Source organism: Nonomuraea sp. ATR24, assembly GCF_041950485.1.
GTDB classification, from domain to species: domain Bacteria; phylum Actinomycetota; class Actinomycetes; order Streptosporangiales; family Streptosporangiaceae; genus Nonomuraea; species Nonomuraea ceibae.
In genome coordinates, this window is record NZ_JBGNUU010000002.1 from 442639 (window position 1) to 461063 (window position 18425).

At 73.5% G+C, this 18425-nt stretch carries 23 protein-coding genes, 1 tRNA gene and 1 pseudogene; 13 read left to right on the forward strand and 12 right to left on the reverse strand.

The window, feature by feature from the left end; genetic code table 11:
• Positions 1–71 precede the first annotated feature (71 nt).
• From ACBI99_RS05990 to ACBI99_RS06000, 3 genes are read left to right on the forward strand one after another with little or no spacing between them, the layout of a single operon-like run.
• Complete coding sequence (locus tag ACBI99_RS05990) at positions 72–1136, forward strand: iron chelate uptake ABC transporter family permease subunit (protein WP_357586368.1); 1065 nt, start codon at positions 72–74, stop codon at positions 1134–1136.
• The gene (locus tag ACBI99_RS05995; protein ID WP_219501702.1) at positions 1133–2140 is read left to right on the forward strand and encodes an iron chelate uptake ABC transporter family permease subunit; all 1008 of its coding nucleotides are present in this window, start codon (positions 1133–1135) and stop codon (positions 2138–2140) included. The genes ACBI99_RS05990 and ACBI99_RS05995 overlap by 4 nt, the downstream gene beginning before the upstream one ends.
• Complete coding sequence (locus ACBI99_RS06000; RefSeq protein ID WP_219501703.1) at positions 2140–2943, forward strand: ABC transporter ATP-binding protein; 804 nt, start codon at positions 2140–2142, stop codon at positions 2941–2943. The genes ACBI99_RS05995 and ACBI99_RS06000 overlap by 1 nt, the downstream gene beginning before the upstream one ends.
• 11 nt (positions 2944–2954) lie before the next feature.
• Here ACBI99_RS06000 and ACBI99_RS06005 read toward each other — a convergent pair whose 3' ends face one another.
• The gene (locus tag ACBI99_RS06005) at positions 2955–4208 is read right to left on the reverse strand and encodes an ArgE/DapE family deacylase (protein ID WP_219501704.1); all 1254 of its coding nucleotides are present in this window, start codon (positions 4206–4208) and stop codon (positions 2955–2957) included.
• A gap of 60 nt (positions 4209–4268) precedes the next feature.
• On the opposite strand from ACBI99_RS06005, the gene ACBI99_RS06010 reads away from it, so the two are divergent.
• Positions 4269–5183 (forward strand): endonuclease/exonuclease/phosphatase family protein, encoded by a 915-nt coding sequence (locus ACBI99_RS06010; RefSeq protein WP_357586366.1) that lies wholly within the window; start codon positions 4269–4271, stop codon positions 5181–5183.
• A gap of 3 nt (positions 5184–5186) precedes the next feature.
• Here ACBI99_RS06010 and ACBI99_RS06015 read toward each other — a convergent pair whose 3' ends face one another.
• Positions 5187–5759 (reverse strand): DUF1349 domain-containing protein, encoded by a 573-nt coding sequence (locus ACBI99_RS06015; protein ID WP_246644268.1) that lies wholly within the window; start codon positions 5757–5759, stop codon positions 5187–5189.
• Between the two features lie 93 nt (positions 5760–5852).
• Here ACBI99_RS06015 and ACBI99_RS06020 point away from each other — a divergent pair, with 93 nt between their 5' ends.
• Positions 5853–6173, forward strand: coding sequence for a co-chaperone GroES (locus ACBI99_RS06020; protein ID WP_308125643.1), 321 nt, complete (start codon positions 5853–5855; stop codon positions 6171–6173).
• Here ACBI99_RS06020 and ACBI99_RS06025 read toward each other — a convergent pair.
• Positions 6164–7090, reverse strand: a complete 927-nt coding sequence (locus ACBI99_RS06025; protein WP_375071824.1) for a hypothetical protein — start codon at positions 7088–7090, stop codon at positions 6164–6166. The two genes, ACBI99_RS06020 and ACBI99_RS06025, sit on opposite strands and share 10 nt — an antisense overlap.
• A gap of 54 nt (positions 7091–7144) precedes the next feature.
• Positions 7145–7696 carry a TIGR02611 family protein gene (locus ACBI99_RS06030; RefSeq protein WP_308125644.1) on the reverse strand — a complete coding sequence of 184 codons (552 nt, stop codon included), beginning with the start codon at positions 7694–7696 and terminating at the stop codon, positions 7145–7147.
• A gap of 83 nt (positions 7697–7779) precedes the next feature.
• Between ACBI99_RS06030 and ACBI99_RS06035 the strand changes: the two genes are divergently transcribed.
• The 3 genes from ACBI99_RS06035 to ACBI99_RS06045 all read left to right on the forward strand — a co-directional run bounded on the left by ACBI99_RS06035 (position 7780) and on the right by ACBI99_RS06045 (position 10333).
• A complete protein-coding gene (locus ACBI99_RS06035) occupies positions 7780–8676 on the forward strand; it encodes an aryldialkylphosphatase (protein ID WP_364172791.1) in 897 nt (298 codons plus the stop codon).
• Positions 8677–8795: 119 nt separating this feature from the next.
• Positions 8796–9686 (forward strand): sensor histidine kinase, encoded by an 891-nt coding sequence (locus tag ACBI99_RS06040; RefSeq protein WP_375071825.1) that lies wholly within the window; start codon positions 8796–8798, stop codon positions 9684–9686.
• Positions 9683–10333 carry a response regulator transcription factor gene (locus ACBI99_RS06045; protein WP_357586358.1) on the forward strand — a complete coding sequence of 217 codons (651 nt, stop codon included), beginning with the start codon at positions 9683–9685 and terminating at the stop codon, positions 10331–10333. The genes ACBI99_RS06040 and ACBI99_RS06045 overlap by 4 nt, the downstream gene beginning before the upstream one ends.
• On the opposite strand, the gene secY is transcribed toward ACBI99_RS06045, so the two are convergent.
• Positions 10326–11615 (reverse strand): preprotein translocase subunit SecY, encoded by a 1290-nt coding sequence (gene secY, locus ACBI99_RS06050; protein ID WP_219501710.1) that lies wholly within the window; start codon positions 11613–11615, stop codon positions 10326–10328. The two genes, ACBI99_RS06045 and secY, sit on opposite strands and share 8 nt — an antisense overlap.
• Before the next feature lie 86 nt (positions 11616–11701).
• Here secY and ACBI99_RS06055 point away from each other — a divergent pair, with 86 nt between their 5' ends.
• Positions 11702–12286 carry an ATP-binding protein gene (locus tag ACBI99_RS06055; protein WP_219501713.1) on the forward strand — a complete coding sequence of 195 codons (585 nt, stop codon included), beginning with the start codon at positions 11702–11704 and terminating at the stop codon, positions 12284–12286.
• Here the strand turns inward: ACBI99_RS06055 and ACBI99_RS06060 are convergent.
• Positions 12268–13050, reverse strand: a complete 783-nt coding sequence (locus ACBI99_RS06060) for a putative hydro-lyase (protein WP_219501715.1) — start codon at positions 13048–13050, stop codon at positions 12268–12270. The two genes, ACBI99_RS06055 and ACBI99_RS06060, sit on opposite strands and share 19 nt — an antisense overlap.
• 50 nt (positions 13051–13100) lie before the next feature.
• Here ACBI99_RS06060 and ACBI99_RS06065 point away from each other — a divergent pair, with 50 nt between their 5' ends.
• Positions 13101–13505, forward strand: a complete 405-nt coding sequence (locus tag ACBI99_RS06065) for a hypothetical protein (RefSeq protein WP_375071826.1) — start codon at positions 13101–13103, stop codon at positions 13503–13505.
• 53 nt (positions 13506–13558) lie between these two features.
• Here the strand turns inward: ACBI99_RS06065 and ACBI99_RS06070 are convergent, their stop codons facing one another.
• A complete protein-coding gene (locus tag ACBI99_RS06070; protein ID WP_219501721.1) occupies positions 13559–13798 on the reverse strand; it encodes a hypothetical protein in 240 nt (79 codons plus the stop codon).
• Complete coding sequence (locus ACBI99_RS06075; RefSeq protein ID WP_049559686.1) at positions 13798–14022, reverse strand: DUF6158 family protein; 225 nt, start codon at positions 14020–14022, stop codon at positions 13798–13800. The genes ACBI99_RS06070 and ACBI99_RS06075 overlap by 1 nt, the downstream gene beginning before the upstream one ends.
• Before the next feature lie 95 nt (positions 14023–14117).
• Here ACBI99_RS06075 and ACBI99_RS06080 point away from each other — a divergent pair, with 95 nt between their 5' ends.
• The 3 genes from ACBI99_RS06080 to ACBI99_RS06090 all read left to right on the forward strand — a co-directional run bounded on the left by ACBI99_RS06080 (position 14118) and on the right by ACBI99_RS06090 (position 16833).
• Positions 14118–15050 (forward strand): LysR family transcriptional regulator, encoded by a 933-nt coding sequence (locus ACBI99_RS06080; RefSeq protein WP_219501723.1) that lies wholly within the window; start codon positions 14118–14120, stop codon positions 15048–15050.
• Positions 15051–15132: 82 nt separating this feature from the next.
• Positions 15133–16572, forward strand: coding sequence for a S1 family peptidase (locus ACBI99_RS06085; RefSeq protein ID WP_357586352.1), 1440 nt, complete (start codon positions 15133–15135; stop codon positions 16570–16572).
• Positions 16573–16759: 187 nt separating this feature from the next.
• Positions 16760–16833 (forward strand) — tRNA-Ile (locus ACBI99_RS06090).
• Between the two features lie 242 nt (positions 16834–17075).
• Here the strand turns inward: ACBI99_RS06090 and ACBI99_RS06095 are convergent.
• From ACBI99_RS06095 to ACBI99_RS06110, 4 genes and pseudogenes are all read right to left on the reverse strand, one after another.
• The gene (locus ACBI99_RS06095; protein WP_375071827.1) at positions 17076–17273 is read right to left on the reverse strand and encodes a hypothetical protein; all 198 of its coding nucleotides are present in this window, start codon (positions 17271–17273) and stop codon (positions 17076–17078) included.
• Positions 17270–17623, reverse strand: coding sequence for a hypothetical protein (locus tag ACBI99_RS06100; protein WP_375071828.1), 354 nt, complete (start codon positions 17621–17623; stop codon positions 17270–17272). The genes ACBI99_RS06095 and ACBI99_RS06100 overlap by 4 nt, the downstream gene beginning before the upstream one ends.
• 168 nt (positions 17624–17791) lie before the next feature.
• Positions 17792–18277, reverse strand: coding sequence for an FCD domain-containing protein (locus tag ACBI99_RS06105; protein WP_375071829.1), 486 nt, complete (start codon positions 18275–18277; stop codon positions 17792–17794).
• Positions 18264–18419 (reverse strand): annotated as a pseudogene (locus tag ACBI99_RS06110) (GntR family transcriptional regulator); the annotation flags it as partial. The pseudogene ACBI99_RS06110 and the gene ACBI99_RS06105, both read right to left, overlap by 14 nt.
• Positions 18420–18425: the final 6 nt, after the last annotated feature.

The window sequence follows — 18425 nt, forward strand, 5'->3', positions numbered from 1 at the left end:
GTTAGGCTTGCCTTTCAAGCAAGGCTTTAGATTAGCCTTACCTAAGCTTGCCGTTGACGAAAGGGGGGCGGGTGCGGCCCGCTGAGCAGACCACGCCGCCCGGCGCCGCCGCAGCGCCCGCCCCGCCGCGCACGGGAGGCCGCCGGGCCGCGCTCGCCACCGGGCTCCTCGTCGCGGCCGCCGCGCTCGTGCTGGTGGCGCTGGCCGGCGTCGCGCTCGGCGCGCGGTCCATGCCGTGGACGGCCGTGTTCGACGCGTTCCTGGCCTTCGACGGCTCCGCCGACCACACCGTCATCCGCGACGTACGGGTGCCGCGCACGCTGCTCGGGATCGGCGTCGGCGCCGCGCTCGGGCTGGCCGGGGCGCTCATGCAGAGCCTGACGCGCAACCCGCTGGCCGACCCCGGGCTGCTCGGCGTCAACCAGGGCGCGGCGCTCGGCGTCACGCTCGCGCTCGGCGTGTTCGGGCTCTCCGACCCCGCCGTGTACGTGTGGTTCGCGTTCGCGGGCGCGGCGGCGGCCTCCGTCGTGGTGTACGCGCTCGGCTCGGCCGGCCGCTCCGGAGGCGGCCCGGTCCGGCTGGCGCTGGCCGGGATCGCCGCCGGCATGGTGTTCACCGCCGCGTGCTCGGCCATCCTGCGCCTGGACACGCAGACGTTCGACCGGATGCGCTTCTGGCTGGCCGGATCGCTGGCCGGGCAGGGCGCCGAGACCGCGGCGCGGCTCGCCCCGTTCCTGGTCGCCGGGCTGGTGCTCGGGCTGCTGCTGGGCCGCCCGCTCAACATGCTGTCGCTGGGCGACGACGCCGGCAGGTCGCTGGGCGTCGCCGTCACCCGGACCCGCGCGCTCACGGCGGTCGCCGTGACGCTCCTGTGCGGCTCGGCCACCGCCGCCGCCGGGCCGCTGTGGTTCGTCGGCCTGGCCGTGCCCCACGCCGTCCGCGCCGTGGTCGGCCCCGACCAGCGCTGGGTGCTGCCCTACTCGGCACTCGTCGCGCCCGTGCTGCTGGTCGGCGCCGACGTGGCCGGACGGCTGATCGCCAGGCCCGGCGAGGTGCAGGTCGGCATCATGTGCGCGGTCATCGGGGCGCCGGTCTTCATCCTGCTGGCCCGGCGCAGGAGGCTGGCCGCGCTATGACCGTACGTGTCGGCCCCTGGTCCGTCCGGCTCGCGCCGAGGGCGCTGCTCACCGGCGCGCTGCTGCTCCTGGCCGCGGTCGCGGTGAGCGTGGTGGCGATCTCGACCGGCGAGTTCACCGTGCCCGTGCCGGACGTGCTCGCCGCCCTGGTCGGCGAGGGCACTCCCGTCGCCGAGCTGATCGTCGCCGAGCTGCGCGCCCCGCGCGTCGTCACCGGGCTGCTGGTCGGGGCCGCGTTCGGGGTGTGCGGCGCGATCTTCCAGAGCCTCACCAGGAACCCTCTCGGCAGCCCCGACTTCATCGGCTTCACCGCCGGCGCCTCGACCGGCGGCATCCTGGCCGTCGTCGCCGGCGGCTCCGCCCTCGCCGTCTCCGGGGGCGCGCTGGCCGGCTGCGTGATCACCGCGCTGCTCGTGTACGGCATGGCGTTCCGGCGCGGCGTCCAGGGCTACCGGCTCGTCCTCGTCGGCATCGGCGCCAACGCCCTTCTCCTGGCCGTGAACTCGTACCTGCTGACCAGGGCGAACATCAACGACGCCGCCACCGCCGGAGCCTGGCTCACCGGCAGCCTGAGCGGGCGCGGCTGGGAGCACGCCGTCCCCGTGGCGCTCGCGCTCGCCGTGCTGCTGCCCGTCGGCGCGGCGCTCGCCAGACCGCTGCGCATGATCGAGATGGGCGACGACGCCGCCCGCGCCGTGGGCATCGGCGTCGAACGCGTCCGCGCCGCCGCCGTCGTCACCGGCGTGCTGCTGTGCGGCGTCGCCGTCGCCGCCGCCGGGCCCGTCGTCTTCGTCGCGCTCGCCGCGCCGCAGCTCGCCCGCCGGCTCACCCGCTCCGCCGGCGTCACCCTGGCCTCCTCCGCGCTCATGGGGGCCGTCCTGCTGACCGTCTCCGACCTGGCCGCCCAGCGCCTGCTCGCCCCCACCCAGCTGCCCGTCGGCGTGGTGACCGCCGCCATCGGCGGCACGTACCTCGCCTTCCTGCTGCGAAAGGACCGTTACTGATGGCCGACGCCCGCCTGTACGGCAGCGACCTCACCCTCGCCTACGACCAGCGGGTGGTCGCCACCGAGCTGAACGTGGCGATCCCGGACCGGTCCTTCACCGTGATCATCGGCCCGAACGCGTGCGGCAAGTCCACCCTGCTGCGCGCCCTGGCCAGGATGCTCAAGCCGAGGACCGGGGCGGTGCACCTCGACGGCAGCGTGATCACCGCGCTGCCGTCCAAGGAGGTCGCCCGGCGGCTCGGCCTGCTGCCGCAGAGCTCGATCGTGCCCGACGGGATCACCGTCGCCGACCTGGTCTCCCGGGGGCGCTACCCGCACCAGCGGCTCATGCGGCAGTGGTCCAGGGCCGACGAGGCGGCGGTGACCGAGGCGATGCGCGCCACCGACGTGACGGAGCTGTCGGACCGCATCGTCGACGAGCTGTCCGGCGGGCAGCGGCAGCGCGTCTGGCTCGCCATGGCGCTGGCCCAGGAGACGCCGATCCTGCTGCTGGACGAGCCGACGACGTTCCTCGACATCGCCCACCAGATCGAGGTGCTCGACCTGTGCGCCGACCTGCACGAGGCCGGGCGTACCCTGGTCGCCGTGCTGCACGACCTCAACCAGGCGTGCCGCTACGCGACGCACCTGATCGTCATGCGGGACGGCCAGGTCGTCGCGGAGGGCGACCCCCGGGAGGTGGTCACGCCGGAGCTGGTGGAGCGGGTGTTCGACCTGCGCTGCGAGATCATCACCGACCCGCAGTCGGGCACCCCGCTCATCGTCCCGGAGCACCGCCGCCGCGTCTCCTCCCCCGCCTGACCGCTGGGGGTTCAGCCGGGCAGGCAGCGGCGTACCGCGAGGAGGGCGACGGCGCGGGTGACGGCGAGCAGTTCGGAGAGGGGGACCTGCTCCCGCGGCGCGTGCGCGTAGCGGGCGTCGCCGGGCCCGTAGTGAAGCGTGGGGATGCCCGCCGCCGCGTACAGCCGCAGGTCGCTGCCGTAGGGGGCGGCGGACTCCGGCAGCGTGACCCCGCTGACGTCGGCCGCCGCCTGCCGGACCTCGGCGAGCAGCGGGTGGCCTGCCGGCAGCCGGCCGCTGGCGAACTGGCCGCCGGGCCAGGTGACGGCGGGCGGGTGGGCGCGCAGGAACGGGTGGGCCGCCGACAGCACCGCCTCCTCGAACGCGGCCCGCGCCTCGGCCGGGTCCTCGTCCAGCCGCACCCCGAGCCGCCCTTCGGCGACGAGCAGGTCGGGGACGCTGCTCGCCCAGTCGCCGGCGCGGACGGTGCCGACCTCGATCGGGTACGGCAGCGCGTTCCCGGCGAACTGGGCCGGGACGTCGCGGTTGCGGTCGGCCTCCAGCCGCCGGATCGCCTGGAACACCGGCCAGAACACCTCGACGGCGTTGACCCCTTCGAGGCGGGTGGCGCCGTGGGCGGCCCTCCCGGCGACCTCGATCCGGAACGTCAGCGCCCCGGCGCAGGCGCTGATGACGGCTCCGCTGGTGGGCTCGGTGATGAGGGCCGCCTCGGCGGTGTGCCCCCGGGCCAGGGTGCCGAACGCGCCGAGCCCGCCGTCCTCCTCGCTGACCACGCAGTGCACGGCGAGGGGTCGTTCCAGGGCGATCCCGGCCCGGTGGACGGCCCGGACGGCGGCCAGGTTGGCGGCCAGCCCGGCCTTCATGTCGCACGCGCCGCGCCCGTGCAGGACGTCGCCGGAGATGCGGGCGGCGAACGGGTCGCTGCCCTCCCACTTGGCCAGGTCGCCGGTGGGCACCACGTCCACGTGCCCCTGCAGCGCGAGCGCGGGCACGCCACCGCCCCCGGTGACGCCCACCACGCCGTACGCCTCCACGCGGGGCGCCTCGGTGCCCGGGAAGCCGTCGCGGGCGCGCAGGTCGTCGAGGTCGAGCTTCCAGACGTCGACGTCCATGCCCGCCTCGGTGAGCAGCCCCGCGACGTGATGTTGCAGCTCGGACTCGGCGTCGGTGCCGGTCACGCTGGGCACCCGGACGAGGTCGGCCAGCAGGTTGACGGTCTCCGCCTCGTCGATGGCGTTGAGGACTCGGGTCTCGGCGTCGCGCATGGTGCACACCATCTCATGTCAGGACGTGAACCCCCAGGGGCCCGGGTGGCGATACAGGGCGTGCGCATTCTGGTGTGGGTGATGGTGGCGCCGTTCGCGGTGTGGGCCGCGGTGCGGGTGTCGGGGTTCGAGCCGGACTGGCCGTGGGTGCCGCTGGTGGCGTTCACCCCGTACGCGGCGGTGGTGGCGGCGGCGGGGCTGGTGCTGGCGGCGCTGGCGAGGCGGCGGGCCGCCGCGGTGGTGGCGCTGGCGGCCACGGTGGCGCTGGGCGGCGCGGTGGCGCCGCGCGCGTTCGCCGACAGCGAGGCGGCCTCGGGCGGGCCGGCGCTGCGGGTGCTGGCGGCCAACCTGATGTTCGGCCTGGCGGACGCGGCGGACCTGGAGGCGCTGGTGACGCGGGTGCGCCCGGACGTGCTGACGTTGCAGGAGCTGACGCCGGACGCGCTGGAGCGCATCGATCCGCGCCTGCGGCGGGCGCTGCCGTACGCGGTGACGAGCCCCAAGCGTGGGGCGGGCGGTTCGGCCGTGTACGCGCGGCATCCGCTGACGGCGGGGCCGCTGCTGGAGTTCGGCGGGTTCCGGCAGGCGGGCGCGGTGCTGACGGCGCCGGGCGGGACGCGGGTGGAGATCGTGTCGGTGCACCCGTGCGCGCCACGCCGCTACGGGCGGCAGCCGTGCTGGCGGGCGGGGCTGGAGGCGCTGCCCCGCGCGGGCGGGCCGCTGCGGGTGCTGGCGGGCGACTTCAACGCCACGCTCGACCATCTGCCGATGCGTGACCTGCTCGCCTCCGGCTACCGGGATGCGGCGGACGTGACGGGGCACGGGCTGGCGGCCACCTGGCCGCAGAGCCGGCTGCCCGGCGTGGCCATCGATCACGTGCTGGCCGACGCCCGCATGGGGGTGCGCGAGTTCGGCGTGCATGGGTTGAAGGGCACCGACCACCGGCCGGTGTTCGCGGTGGTCACGCTGCCGTGAGGGTCAGCAGCCGGCCAGGCGGACGTCGCTGAAGCGGACGGCGAAGCCCTGGCCCGCGGGCGCGGCGGCCATGGCCCCGGCGAGCGCGGGAGCGTCGGGCGGGAAGTAGGCCAGGCGGAGCAGGTGCTGCGGCGCCTCGTCGCCGAGCCCGTAGCGGACGGTCACGGCGTCGCCCTGGCGCTCCAGGTCGATCGTGACCTGGTCCGCCGGGGCGTCGAGCGGCAGCACGGACCAGTCGGAGCGCTCGCGGGTGACGACGGTGCTCAGGTGGTGGTGGCCGTCGACGTACTCGACGCCGGCCTTGATCCAGGTGCTCTCGTCGATGCGGAGCAGCGCGCCGGCCTGGTCGTACTGGTCGGCGTAGTCGCCGCTGAAGGTCACCGTGAGCCGCAGGTCGCCCCGGACCTGGCGGCCGAACTGGTGCGCGGTGTCGAAGGTGTAGCCGTAGTGGGTGCGCCGCCACAGGTCGGTGCCCGCATCGCAGAACAGGCTGAGGCCGTCGTCCGCCGTCCACTGGCGGGGCGGGTTCGTCCATTGCCAGCCGGTCGCGCCGAACGCCATGATCATGGCTTTCATCCTGCCATGATCGGTCATGCCGTGTAAGGAGCGTTCCTCAGGATGAGATGCCGCGTGAGTCCCCGGCCCGGCGCGGAACGTAAACTTGGCCCCGTGGTAGAGCCCAAGTTCGAGATTCAGATGCTGCACGACCGGGTCATGGTCCGGCTGGAGCAGGAGTCCCAGGAGCGCCGCAGCGGCTCCGGCATCGTCATCCCCGCGACGGTCAAGCTGGCCAACCGGCTGGCGTGGGGCGAGGTCTGCGGCGTCGGCTCGAACGTGCGCTCGGTCAAGGTCGGCGACAAGGTGCTGCTCAACCCGGAGGACCAGTTCGAGGTGGAGCTGCACGCCCAGGTCTACCTGGTCATGCGCGAGCGCGACCTGCACGCGGTGGCCACCCAGGAGACCGACCACGGCACCGGCCTCTATCTCTGAGGCCCGGGCGCCGCCCGGGTGAAGGACAGCCACAGGTCGGCGCCCCACGTCCTGGTGGGGACGGCGGCGAGCACCCGGCTCACCCTCCCGTCGAGTCCGACCACGGCCAGCCTGTAGGCGCCGCGGTGCGCCATGACGGCGATCAGGTGGCTCTCGTCCCACCAGCCGAACACCGCCTCCGGCTCGACGGGCACGCGGCGGGCGACGCGCCCGGTCGCGGTGTCGGCCAGGCACACCTGTCCGGCGAACCGCGACGGGCACCACAGCGCCATCCGGTCGCCCGACGGCGAGAACGAGTCCTCCGGCCCGGTGGGCAGCCCGGAGCCGGGCAGGGTCCGCACCACCTTCCCGTCGGACGCGCGGTGCACGCGCAGGCCCGTGCCGTGCCGGGTGACCAGGTTGCCGCCGGGCGTCCACCAGAACCCGGCCTCGGCGCCCAGCCCGGCGACCGTGACGGTGCGGGCGCTGCCCGCCGCCACGTCCACGACGGTGAACCCGGCCGGGCGCCACCGCCCGCCGCTCTTCTTCTCGACGGTGAGCGCCACGCGCCGGCTGTCACGGCTCCAGGAGACGTACGACGCGGTGAGGGGCTTCTTGACAGTGCGGACCCGCCTCGTCTTGCCCGTGGCCCGGTCGGTGAGGAGCAGGCTGTCGTGCCCGGCCCGGTAGGCGCGCGGCACGCCGGCGACGGTGCGGCCGTCGGGCGAGAACGCCGCCTCCGACAGGGCCCGCTGCCGGGCGAACCGGTCGCCGGTGCGCAGGTAGGCGCCCTTGGTGCCGAGCCCGTAGGCGGTGAGGCGCACCGGATCGCCGGAGCGCTCCTGATAGGTCATGCCCGTGCCCGGCAGGGAGAGGTCCGCCTGGACGGCCGGGGCGGTCACGACCAGCGACAGCGCGAGAGCGATGTGGGCGATCACGCCCGAAGAATAGACACCGGGCGGCGCGATCCGGCGGACCGATAGCGAAGCGGTCTAGCGCAGGACGTATTGCCGGGCGAGCTGGACGACGTCGACGCCGATGGTGCGCAGGCCCAGGTAGACGATCGCGGTGGCGGCGATCACGGTGACGAGCGCGACGAGGATCTTGACGGTCCAGCCCTGCCGCTTGTACCACTCGGTCCAGGCGTGCAGCGTGCGCTTGCCGAACTCCAGCACCTTGTGCGCCCAGTGGAACTCGGTGGCCAGCACGGCGAGCCCGGCGAACACCACGAGCCAGCCCGGCCCGGGGAAGGGCACCATGACCAGGCCCCCGCCGACCATGAGCACGCCGATGACGCCGACCACGATCTTGAGGGTGAGCGCTCCCGCGGGGGTCGAGCGGACCCGGTCACGCCAGCCCCGGATGCCGGACCGGTGCGCGGGCATGCTCGACCGGCGCGCCGCCTCGCCCTTGACGATGTCGGCGTCACCCGTTTCGGAATTCTGCGTCGGCACGGTCCCCCCGGACTGGTCGGTGTCGTTCCCAGGATAGGGCCCGGCGTCCGGCCGGGTGTGCCCGAACCCGGAGAACGCAGCAGACGCCACCTAAACGCGATACACAGTAAAATTTCCCGCTTGATCAGGCAACTCCCGACAATCGTCGGATATCGTCTGGTATGCCCGAGGTCATGCTACGCACCGTCACCGGCCCCATCCGCGCGGCCGCCGTCACGGGTGCCATTCTCCCCCACGAGCACCTGCGCACCGACATGCGCTGGGCGGTGGGCATCGACTCCGACCCGCAGCGCTGGCTCGACGAGGAGCAGTCCGTCACCGCCGAGCTCCGCGAGCTGCGCCAGTCCGACGACCTCGGCCTGGTCGTGGACCTGACCTGCCTGGGCATGGGCCGCGACGCCGCCGGGCTCGCCCGCGTGGCGGCGGGCAGCCGGGTGCCTGTCATCGCCGCCACCGGCCTGTTCGCCGAGCCGTTCGCACAGCCGGGTGAGCGGGACGTGGACGAGCTCACCGCCCTGCTCATGACCGACATCTCCGACGGCCTCGACGGCACCGGCGTCTTCCCCGGCGTGATCGGCGAGGTCGGCTGCTGGGGCGCCCGCCCGACGGCCGCCGAGGAGCGCAGCCTGGCCGCCGCCGCCCGCGCGTCGCTGGCCTCCCGCCTGTCGGTGGCCACCTACGGCCAGGACGGCCTGGGCATGCTGGAGATCCTGCTCACCCGCGGCCTGCCGGGCTCGCGCGTGGCCGTCGGCTACGCGGGCGCCGACCCGGCCGTGGCCCGCAAGATCGCCGAGACCGGCGCGTACGTGAGCCTCGGCGCGCTCGGCCTGGGCGCCGAGCAGGCGGCCAGGATCGCGCTCGGCCTCATCGAGGAGGGCCACGCCGGCCGCCTGCTCCTCAGCACCGGCGTGAACCGGGTGGCGCAGCTGCGCCGCTACGACGGCCCCGGCTACCGCACGCTGTTCGGCACGCTGCTGCCCGCGCTGCGCGAGGCCGGGGTGGACGACGGCACGCTGCGCGGCATCACGCACGACAACCCGCTGCGCTGGCTGACCGACGGCCTGAGCTGACCGGCCGCGGGCCGGCGCGGCCCGCCCCCGTGCAGGCCGCCTCCCGGCGCCGGACGCGCCGCGCCCGGGCCGCCGCGACTGGCTAGGATCGTGGCGACACGAGCCTGGCCGGGTGGGGGATGGTGACGCGGAGACACGAGCACGGCCGTGCGCGCCGGGCGCGCGCGGCGCTGTCCCGGCTGTCCCGGCTGGGCCGGCTCGGCGATGTCCCGGTCGTCGTCATGCTGGCGTGGGCCGGCTGGCTGGCGGTCCCGTGGTCGTTCACCGGCCTCGCCCAGGCGCGCGCCGCCGCCGCTGCCGCCGCCACCCCTCCCCCGCCGCCCGCCTTCCATGACGTGCGGCACGCGGCCTCCCCGCCGCCCGCCGATCAGCGCGTACGCGACGCCGCGCCCCCGCTGGAGGTCGCGCCGGCGGCACGGCTGCGCGCGGAGCTGGCCGGGGAGGTGCACGACGCGGCCGGCCACGGGCTGGCGGCGATCGCCATGCAGGCCGGGGTCGCGCTGGTGTCGCTCGACGACGACCCCGAGCAGGCCCGCCGGTCGCTGGAGGCGATCCGCGAGACCAGCACGCGCACGCTCGCCGGGCTCAGGGCCGCCCTCGACCGCATCGACGGCGGCCCGGCTCCCGGCGCGCTGGCCGACGACCTGACGGGGCTGATCGCCGGGGTGCGCGCCGCCGGGCTGCCGGTCGACGTGGAGCTCGCCGATCCGGGCGTCCCGGCCCATCTGCGGGGCGCCGTCTACGGGGTGGTGCGCGAGTCGCTGACCAACGTGCTGCGGCACGCGGGCCCGACCAGGGCGCTGGTGCGGGTGGCCGCCGACCCGTGCGCGTACGTGCTGGAGGTGGCCGACCGGGGCGTGGGCTGGACGGGCGCGGCCGAGGGCCGGGGGCTCGCCGGGATGCGCGCCCGGGTGGCCGACGCGGGCGGCCGGTTCACCGCGGGCCCGCGCGAGGGCGGCGGCTTCCGCGTCGTGGCCCGCTTCCCCCGCGAACAGGCGCCGGCGGCGTGATCCGGGTCGCGGTGGCCGACGACCAGGCCGTGGTGCGGATGGGGCTGCGCGCGCTGGTGCAGCGCGAGCCCGACCTGGAGTTCGCCGGCGAGGCGCCCGACGGCGCGGCGGCGCTGGCGCTGCTGCGGCGCGAGCGCCCCGACGTGCTGCTGCTCGACATCCGGATGCCCGGCATGGACGGCCTCGACACGCTGCGCGCGATCGCCGCCGACGCCGGGCTGGCCGCGACCAGGGTCGTGGTGGTGACGACGTTCGCCGAGGACGCGTACGTGTTCCAGGCGCTTCAGGCGGGCGCGAGCGGGTTCGTGCTGAAGGACGGCGCACCGGAGGAGCTGGTCAACGCGGTGCGCGTGGTGGCGGCGGGCGAGGCGCTGCTGTCCCCGGCGATCACCAGGAAGGTCATCGGCCTGTTCGGCCGGCCCGGCGCGGCCCCGGTGGAGGGCCTGGCGACGCTGACGCCGAGGGAGCGGGAGCTGGTGGCCTGGGTGGCGACCGGCATGTCCAACGAGGAGATCGCCGGCGAGCTGGTGATCAGCCCCGACACGGTCCGCACGCACGTCAGCCGGGCCATGGTCAAGCTGCGCGCCCGCGACCGGGCGCAGCTCGTGGTGTTCGCGATGCGGGCCGGGCTGACGCCGCCTACCTGAGGAACCCCTCGTAGGCGCGCTGCTGCACCTGGGCCTCGACCTGTTTGACGGTTTCGAGGCCGACGCTGACCATGATGAGCACGCTGGTGCCGCCGAACGGGAAGTTCTGCTGGGTGGAGGGGTCGCGCAGGATCGCGAACGCCACCAGCGGCACCAGGGCCAGCACCGCCAGGTAGGCGGCCCCGGGCGCGGTCAGCCGGGTCAGCACGTGGGCCAGGTATTCGGCGGTGGCCCGGCCCGGCCGCACCCCCGGGACGAATCCCCCGTACTTCCTGATGTTGTCGGCCACCTCGACGGGATTGAACGTGATGGACACGTAGAAGTAGGCGAATCCCACGACGAGCAGCACGTACACGCTCATGTAGAGCGGGCTGTCGCCCGTGGCGAGGTGGCGGGAGACCCACGCGCCGGCCTCCGGGCCGAGCATCGGCGCGGCGAGGGCGGGCAGGTAGAGCAGCGCCGAGGCGAAGATCACCGGCACGATCCCGGCCTGGTTGACCTTGAGCGGGATGTAGGTGCTGGTCCCGCCGTACAGCCGCCGGCCCACCAGCCGCCTGGCGTACTGCACCGGCACCCGCCGCTGCGCCTGCTCGACGAACACCACGGCCGCCACCACGAACGCCCCCGACACCATGATCACCGTGAACGCGACGGGGCTCACCAGGAGCATCGTGGACATGTAGCCGGGGAACACGGCCACGACCTGCGTGAACATCAGCAGCGACATGCCGTTGCCGATCCCCCGGGCGGTGATCAGCTCGCCGATCCACATGACCACGCACGTCCCGGCGACCATCGTGACGACGAGCACGGCCACGGCGAGCAGCCCGTCGTCGCGCAGCAGCGGCCTGGCGCAGCCCGGCAGGAGCTGCCCGGAGCGCGCGAGGGCGACGACGGTGGTGGCGTTGAGCACGGCCAGCGCGACGGTCAGGTAGCGGGTGTACTGGGTGATCCGCGCCTGCCCGGACTGTCCCTCCTTGCGCAGCGCCTCCAGCCGGGGCACCACGACGGTGAGCAGCTGCATGACGATGCTCGCGGTGATGTACGGCATCACGCCGAGCGCGAACACCGACAGCCGCAGCATCGCGCCCCCGCTGAGGAGCTGCACCATGTCGAACAGCCCGCCGCGCGCCGCGCCCGCGCACTCCCGCACCGCCAGCACGTCCACGCCCGGCGTCGGCAGCACCTGCCCCAGCCGGAACAGGGCCAGCAGCCCCAGCGTGAACAGCAGCTTCCCGCGCAGTTCCGGCATCCGGAACGCCCTGGTCAAGACCGTCAGCATGGTTCCGAAGTCTGGCCGCGCGCCCCCGTCCCGGTCGTCCGCCCAGCCGCGGCTCCGGCGTACGCGGATCCGCGTACGCTGATCGCGTGCGGGCGACGGTGTGGGTGGTCAGCGGGCCGCCGGGAGCGGGCAAGTCCACGGTGGCGGCGGCGCTGCTCGCGCGCCTGTCCCCCGTCCCGGCCGTCCTGGACAAGGACACGGTGTACGGCGGGATCGTCGCGGAGCTCCTGCGCGCCCACGGCAGGCCGCACGGCGAGCGCGAGGGCCCCTGGTACGACGAGCACGTCAAGCACCACGAGTACGACGGCCTGACCAGGACCGCCGCGCACATCCGGGCGCACGGCTGCCCGGTGCTGCTCGACGGGCCGTTCACCGGGCAGGTGCACGACGCCGGACGGTGGGCGCGCTGGGTGGCCGAGCTGGGCGGCGAGCCGGTGCGGTTGCTGTGGGTGCGCTCCGACGGCCCGACGCTGCGCGCCCGGCTGGCGGAGCGCGGGCTGGCGCGCGACGCGGGCAAGCTCGCCGCGTTCGACGCCTACCTGGCGCGCATCAGGGCCGGCGAGCCGCCGGTCGTGCCGCACGTCGAGATCGACAACCGGCCGGGCGCGCCCGCGCTGGACGCCCAGCTCACGGCGGCGGGGCTCCTGGACCCTTACGGGCCCACCCGGTAGTCGTCGTCACGCACGTCCATGATCGCCATGTGACCGGGCAGGTGGCCGATGGCGAACTCGACGCCGCTCGCCATGATCGCCGCCTGCGGCGTCACCCCGCACGCCCAGAACAGCGGCACCTCGCCCGGTCGCACCTCGGCCGGGTCGCCGAAGTCCGGCCAGCCCAGGTCGGCGATGCCGAGCTCGGCCGGGTCGCCCACGTGCACGGGCGCCCCGTGCACCATCGGGTAGCGTCCGCTCACCTCCACGGCCGTCGCCACCAGCGCCTCCGGCACCGGCCGCATCGACACCACCAGCGGCCCCGACAGCGACCCCGACGGCTCGCACGGCCGGTTCGTGCGGTACATCGGCACGTTCGTCCCCTGCTCCAGGTGCCGCACCGGGACGCCCTCGGCCAGCAGGGCGCGTTCGAAGGTGAAGCTGCAGCCGATGAGGAACGGCACCAGGTCCGGCCGCCAGTCCTCGACCACCTGGTCCACGTCGGCGACCGGCCGCCCGTCGCGGTAGACCCGGTAGGCGGGCAGGTCGGTGCGCAGGTCGCCGCCGAACAGCCGGGTCCGCACCGAGCCCGGCTCGCCCACGTCCAGCACCGGGCACGCCCGCGCGTTGCGGTGCGCGAACAGCAGCAGCTCGTAGGCCAGCTCCTTCGGCACCGCGATCAGGTTCGCCTGCGTCCAGCCCCGGCACCAGCCCGCCGTCGGGGCCCGCTCGCCCGCGCGGAACCGCTCGCGTGCCCGCCCGGGAGTCAGGTCTGCGACATCCACCCTTCGACAGTACGCGTGAAGTCATGATTTTTCGGGATAGCGGGCCGGTCGTGCGTCTCGACGTTAACCTCCTCGACCACGTCCTCATCGCCCTGTACTTCGCCACCGTGCTCGGGATCGGCTTCCCGGCCCGGCGCCGGATCAGCTCCAGCCTGGACTTCTTCCTGGCCGGACGCGGGCTGCCCGCGTGGATCACCAGGCTGGCGTTCGTCTCGGCCAACCTGGGCGAGGACCCCGACGCCACCACGGGCGGCCACCCCCGGGGGGTGCGCCCGACCGCACCCAAGTCCTCCCCGACGCCACACTGGGGGCCGCAATCCGCTCGGAGGGCTTGGGCAGGGGATGGCGCCCGCCCGGTGAAGGAGGTGGGGGCCCTGGCGCGCCCGCGGCCGGGCTCGCGCCGGAGGAGGGCGCGGCTCTGGGCACGGGTCAGCGCCCCGCCCGCCGCCGGATGACCCGAGGCGGCGGCCGTGCGCGCCCCGCCGCGTCGCAGGCGGGCGCGAGCGCTCTAGTACTCGACCTCGAACGTGTGCGGCCCCAGCCCGTAGCCGTCGTCGCCCTTGGGCAGCACGTGCCCCTGGTCGATCAGCGTGCGCAGGCTGTCGCGCACCTCGTCCTCCTCCAGCCCGGTCGCCCGGACGAGTGAGCCGAAGCCGGCCCAGCCGTGCTCGACGGCTTCGGCGGCGATCGCCTCGTACACGTGGATGTCCACGTCCGACAGGACCTGGACGTCATGATCGTCAGCCATCACCGCAACCTCGCCCCCTCGCGCAGCCGGTTCGGGTCGACGTCGCGCTCGGGGAAGCGGCGCAGGTACTCGGCCTCCATCTCGTTGGTGCGTGAGGTGTGCCGGTCAAGGGCGTCGTCAGAGCCGTGCATGAGTGTCTCGGTCCGGGTCGCGTGCAGTTGCCGCAGCTCGCGCAGCAGATCGTCGTCGCTGAGGGCTGCCGGGTCGATTCCCATCGTCGTCATGCGCTCCCCCTACCCCGGAAGCGCGCAACAATATATGTCACAATTCCTGACATATAGGCATTGTCCCGGAGATTGGACCGCCTTACCTTCCGGGTATGGACCTCGAGCTCCGGCACCTCAGAATCGTCCGCGCGGTAGCGGACGCGGGAAGTGTCAGCAAGGCCGCCTCCCTGCTCGGGTTAGCGCAGCCTGCTCTGACCGCCCAGCTGAAACGTATCGAGCGCATGCTCGGCGGCGCGCTGTTCGAGCGCGACCGTCACGGCGCCCGCCCCACCCGGCTCGGCGAGCTGGTGCTCGCCCGCGCCCGGGTGCTCCTGCCCGCCGCCAAGGAACTCCAGGAGGAGGCCGTACGGTTCGCGCACGCCCCCTCCCCCGGCTACCGGATCGGCGCGACGAACGGCCCCGTGCTCGGCGGGCTGGTCGACCGGCTCGCCGCCGAACGGAGCGTGACCACGTACACGAGCTGGTCGACCCACGAGCTCACCACGATGGTCGAGCTCGGCCGCCTCGACTACGTGCTCACCGGCGCGTGCGGCGAGGGCGGCGCCCCCACCGGCACGCTGGTGTGGGAGACGATCAGCCTCGACCCCGTCTTCGTGCTCATGGCCGACACCCACCCGCTGGCCAGGGAGAAGGAGGTGGAGCTCGGCGACCTGGCCGAGGAGCAGTGGGCCGCGACGCCCGGCGACGGCTGCTTCACCGACTGCTTCGCGACGGCGTGCGCGCGGGCGGGGTTCACGCCGCGCACGATGTACGAGACGGACCTCGCCACCTGCGCGCACCTGGCCCAGGTAGGGCGGGCGGTGGTGCTCTGTCAAGCCACTCATCAGGCCGCGCCCGGTCTGGTCGTGGTGCCGCTGAAGAACGCGCCGCTGCGCTGGCGGCAGCTCCTCGGCCGGCATCCCGGCGCCGCCGACGCGCCCTGGGTGATGGTGCAGGCCAAACAGGCCCACCAGGAGGCCGTACGACGCAGCATCGTCTATCACGACTGGCTCGTACGAAATCCGGGTTTCGGCACCGCACCATAACATCGCGATAGGGGCGAAGTAGTACTCCTCGCTCAGTGGGCGGCTGGTTACTTTAACGGCACCCCAGCAGCAAGGAGACATCATGCTCCGCACTCCTGCCACCATCGCGATCGCGATCGGCGCGTTACTCGTGACGGCGACCCCGGCCGTCGCCGAGAAGCCACCCTCCGGCGTCGTCGACGCCATCCAGCGCGACCTCGGCATCACCCAGGAACAGGCGATCAACCGCCTGGCCAACGAGGCGCGCGGCAACAGGGCCGCCCCCGGCCTGCGCAAGAAGCTCGGCGACCGCTTCGCCGGGATCTGGTACGAAGGCGCCGAGAGCGCCCTCGTCGTGGCCACCGTCGACGCGGCCGACACCGCGGCGATCACCCGCGCCGGCGCGCGGGCCCGAGTCGTGCCCAGAACCCTGGCCGACCTCACCGCCGTCAAGGAGCGCCTGGACAAGGCCGCGCCGCCCGCGACCGTGCACGCCTGGTCGGTCTCCGTCGCCGACAACTCCGTCGTCGTCTGGGCCGCCGACCACGACGCCGCCCGCGCCTGGATGGCCACCGCCGGCGTGGACGCCAAGGCCGTCAAGCTGGAGCAGTCCGCCGAACGGGCCAAGCTCTTCTACGACATCCGCGGCGGCGACGCCTACTACACCGGCCCCTACCGCTGCTCGGTCGGCTTCGCGGCCCGGCGCGGCACCCAGATGGGCTACACCACCGCCGGCCACTGCGGCTCCACCGGCGACGCCACCCAGGGCCACAACCGGGTGGCGCAGGGCACGTTCCAGATCTCCTCGTTCCCGGGCAACGACTACGCCTGGGTGCAGACGAACGCCGACTGGACCGGCCCCGGCGTCGTCAACGGCTACTCGGCCGGTATCCTGCCCGTGCGCGGCGCGGCCGTCACCCAGCCCGGCGGCTCCGTGTGCCGCTCCGGCTCCACCACCCAGTGGCACTGCGGCACCGTCACCGCGCTCAACTCCACCGTGAACTACCCCGAGGGCACCGTCTCCGGCCTCACCCGCACCACCGTCTGCGCCGAAGGCGGCGACTCCGGCGGCTCGTTCATCTCCGGCGACCAGGCCCAGGGCATGACCTCCGGCGGCTCCGGCAACTGCACCAGCGGCGGCACCACGTACTTCCAGCCCATCGGGGAGATCATCTCGGTCGGCAACCTGACGCTGGTCACGAGCGGCGGCAACGACCCCGACCCGCCCACCGGCTGCGACGGCTACGAGGACACCTACACCGGCTCCCTCACCTCCGGCCAGAACGCCTACCAGCCCGACGGCTCCTACTACCGCACCACCACCTCGGGCACCCACGCGGCCTGCCTGGACGCCCCTGACAGCGCCGACTTCGACCTGTACCTCCAGCGCTGGAGCGGCTCCGCCTGGAGCACCGTGGCCAGGAGCGACAGCCCGAACGCCGACGAGTCCATCAGCTACAACGGCAGCGCCGGCTACTACCGCTACCGCGTCCACGCCTACAGCGGCTCCGGCTCCTACACCCTCGGCCTGAACCGCCCGTAACCCTGCTTCCCCCGGGCCGGGGAGCCCCGCGCTCCCCGGCCCTCCCACGCCCGAGGGTTTTATCCACTGTGATCCGACTTGGGCTCCATTCCGCCTGCCGGTCGTGGAATGATGTCCGAGGCAGCCGCGCGCACCGCCGGAAGCCACGGCGTCATGCTCTAGCCTTGAGGCCGTACAAATGAATCCAGGGGCGGTAGCTCAGCCGGTCAGAGCATCGGACTCATAATCCGTGGGTCGTGGGTTCAAGTCCCACCCGCCCTACTCTTACATACGGCGTTCGACCTGGGGTTTCTCGGTTTCCTGGGGCCTCGTGGCACCTTGTTGATCATGATTGGCTGCTCGCGGGCACGGACCGGGCACATCGGTAGATCGTTCAAGCGGCCAATCCCGACACAGGCTTCACAGCGCCGCCGAGCTCGCCATTCCTGGCGACGCCCGACACTGCCTCAAGCACGGATCGAACCGCATCGACAGTGCGCCTGCCGAAAATGCGCCCGTGCAGGTCAAGCGGCGTTGGAGTATTCGTGGAGGATTCCGCCGAGTCGATCGTGTCGGCGGATGTTCAGATCGAGGATGCGCGCCGGTTTGGATCGGGTCGGGTGCGGCGCGGAGTGGGGCGGCTTGGTCGAGAGCTTGATGAGCGCGATGCTCGTTGCAGAGACGCTCATACTCGCCGAGAGCGTGGCGTAGATGGAGTTCATCCGCGGCATACGAGTGCCGGTGAGCACAGTCTGGATCCGGTTTCGGCGAGAATCCCATCCATGAGAGCGGGGAACGTGCCGTCTCGGTCGCGAATCAGGAGCCGTGCCCGGCAGGTCCGGGCATGCTGCCGTTTCACGATCTCGCGGTGCCAGCGCAGGATGGTGTCCGGGCGGACGACAAGCCGGAGCCGGCGCAAGACTGCGCGGGAAAGCGAGGTCAGGAGAGTCGCCAGGAAGAAGCGGTCTTCGGGGGTGAACCTGACCCGCACATCCGCGCCGAGCCGCCGTTCCAAGACCATGATCTGATGACGCAGCGCGAGAATCTCGACGTCCTTGTCACGATCACTCATCGGCAGTAGCCGTAGCGCGGCGAATGCGTTCGTGACGGTCAGACAGGCCGGACGAAGAAGCGTGAACGGTCATCATGCCGCACCAGCAGCCTCCCCGGACGGGATTTTCGGCAGGCTACACACCCGCCTTGTGGGCATTCGCGCCCTACTATCTTGTAGGACAATAGGTCAGGCGCCGAGCGGCCCGGTGGTCCTCGCGTGGCCGATGACGAGGATGCCATCGCGCGTCCTGAGCAGGTGGGCGCGCATGAGCCGGTCCGCGTGGTCCTCCTCGCCGCGGAGGATCGCGTTGCCGATGTCGCGATGGAACCGGGCGGAGCCGGCCACCGAGAGCTCGTGGTCGGGAGCGGCGGCCCGGATGACCCGGGTCGTCTGCAGGTGGTAGGCCATGACGTGCAACTGGCCGCCCAGACGGCTCAGGACCTCATTGCCGGCGAGGTCGAGCACCAGGTGGTGGAAGCGCTCGTTCACGTCCATGTAGCCGGCCGGCTCGCCGCCCTGGAGGAACGTGGCGTTCTCCCGCAGCACCTCCCTCAGCACGGCCTCGTGCTCGCCCTGGCCGATGCGGCGGGCCGCGAGCGGCGCCGCGCTTCGGCTCGACGACGACCAGCCCCTCGCCGGCCAGCCGCCCCAGCGCCTCTCGCACAGGGCCACGGCTCACGCCCAGTTCCTGTGTCCAGTCGGCCTCGATCAGCCGCTGGCCGCCGACGAGCTGACCACGCTTGATGCGCTCGCGAAGCTCGCCGGCGATGCGCTCGACGACCGACGACCCGCTCTCGGACACGACCCTGGGCATGGGTGC

Excerpts from the sequence above, each read along its gene's own strand:
- ACBI99_RS05995 (WP_219501702.1), top strand. The coding sequence starts at position 1,133 with ATGACCGTACGTGTCGGCCCCTGGTCCGTCCGGCTCGCGCCGAGGGCG.
- ACBI99_RS06000 (WP_219501703.1), top strand. The coding sequence starts at position 2,140 with ATGGCCGACGCCCGCCTGTACGGCAGCGACCTCACCCTCGCCTACGAC.
- ACBI99_RS06005 (WP_219501704.1), bottom strand. The coding sequence starts at position 4,208 with ATGCGCGACGCCGAGACCCGAGTCCTCAACGCCATCGACGAGGCGGAG.
- ACBI99_RS06015 (WP_246644268.1), bottom strand. The coding sequence starts at position 5,759 with ATGAAAGCCATGATCATGGCGTTCGGCGCGACCGGCTGGCAATGGACG.
- ACBI99_RS06035 (WP_364172791.1), top strand. The coding sequence starts at position 7,780 with ATGCTACGCACCGTCACCGGCCCCATCCGCGCGGCCGCCGTCACGGGT.
- ACBI99_RS06040 (WP_375071825.1), top strand. The coding sequence starts at position 8,796 with ATGGTGACGCGGAGACACGAGCACGGCCGTGCGCGCCGGGCGCGCGCG.
- secY (WP_219501710.1), bottom strand. The coding sequence starts at position 11,615 with ATGCTGACGGTCTTGACCAGGGCGTTCCGGATGCCGGAACTGCGCGGG.
- ACBI99_RS06070 (WP_219501721.1), bottom strand. The coding sequence starts at position 13,798 with ATGGCTGACGATCATGACGTCCAGGTCCTGTCGGACGTGGACATCCAC.
- ACBI99_RS06075 (WP_049559686.1), bottom strand. The coding sequence starts at position 14,022 with ATGACGACGATGGGAATCGACCCGGCAGCCCTCAGCGACGACGATCTG.
- ACBI99_RS06080 (WP_219501723.1), top strand. The coding sequence starts at position 14,118 with ATGGACCTCGAGCTCCGGCACCTCAGAATCGTCCGCGCGGTAGCGGAC.
- ACBI99_RS06085 (WP_357586352.1), top strand. The coding sequence starts at position 15,133 with ATGCTCCGCACTCCTGCCACCATCGCGATCGCGATCGGCGCGTTACTC.
- ACBI99_RS06095 (WP_375071827.1), bottom strand. The coding sequence starts at position 17,273 with ATGAACTCCATCTACGCCACGCTCTCGGCGAGTATGAGCGTCTCTGCA.
- ACBI99_RS06100 (WP_375071828.1), bottom strand. The coding sequence starts at position 17,623 with ATGAGTGATCGTGACAAGGACGTCGAGATTCTCGCGCTGCGTCATCAG.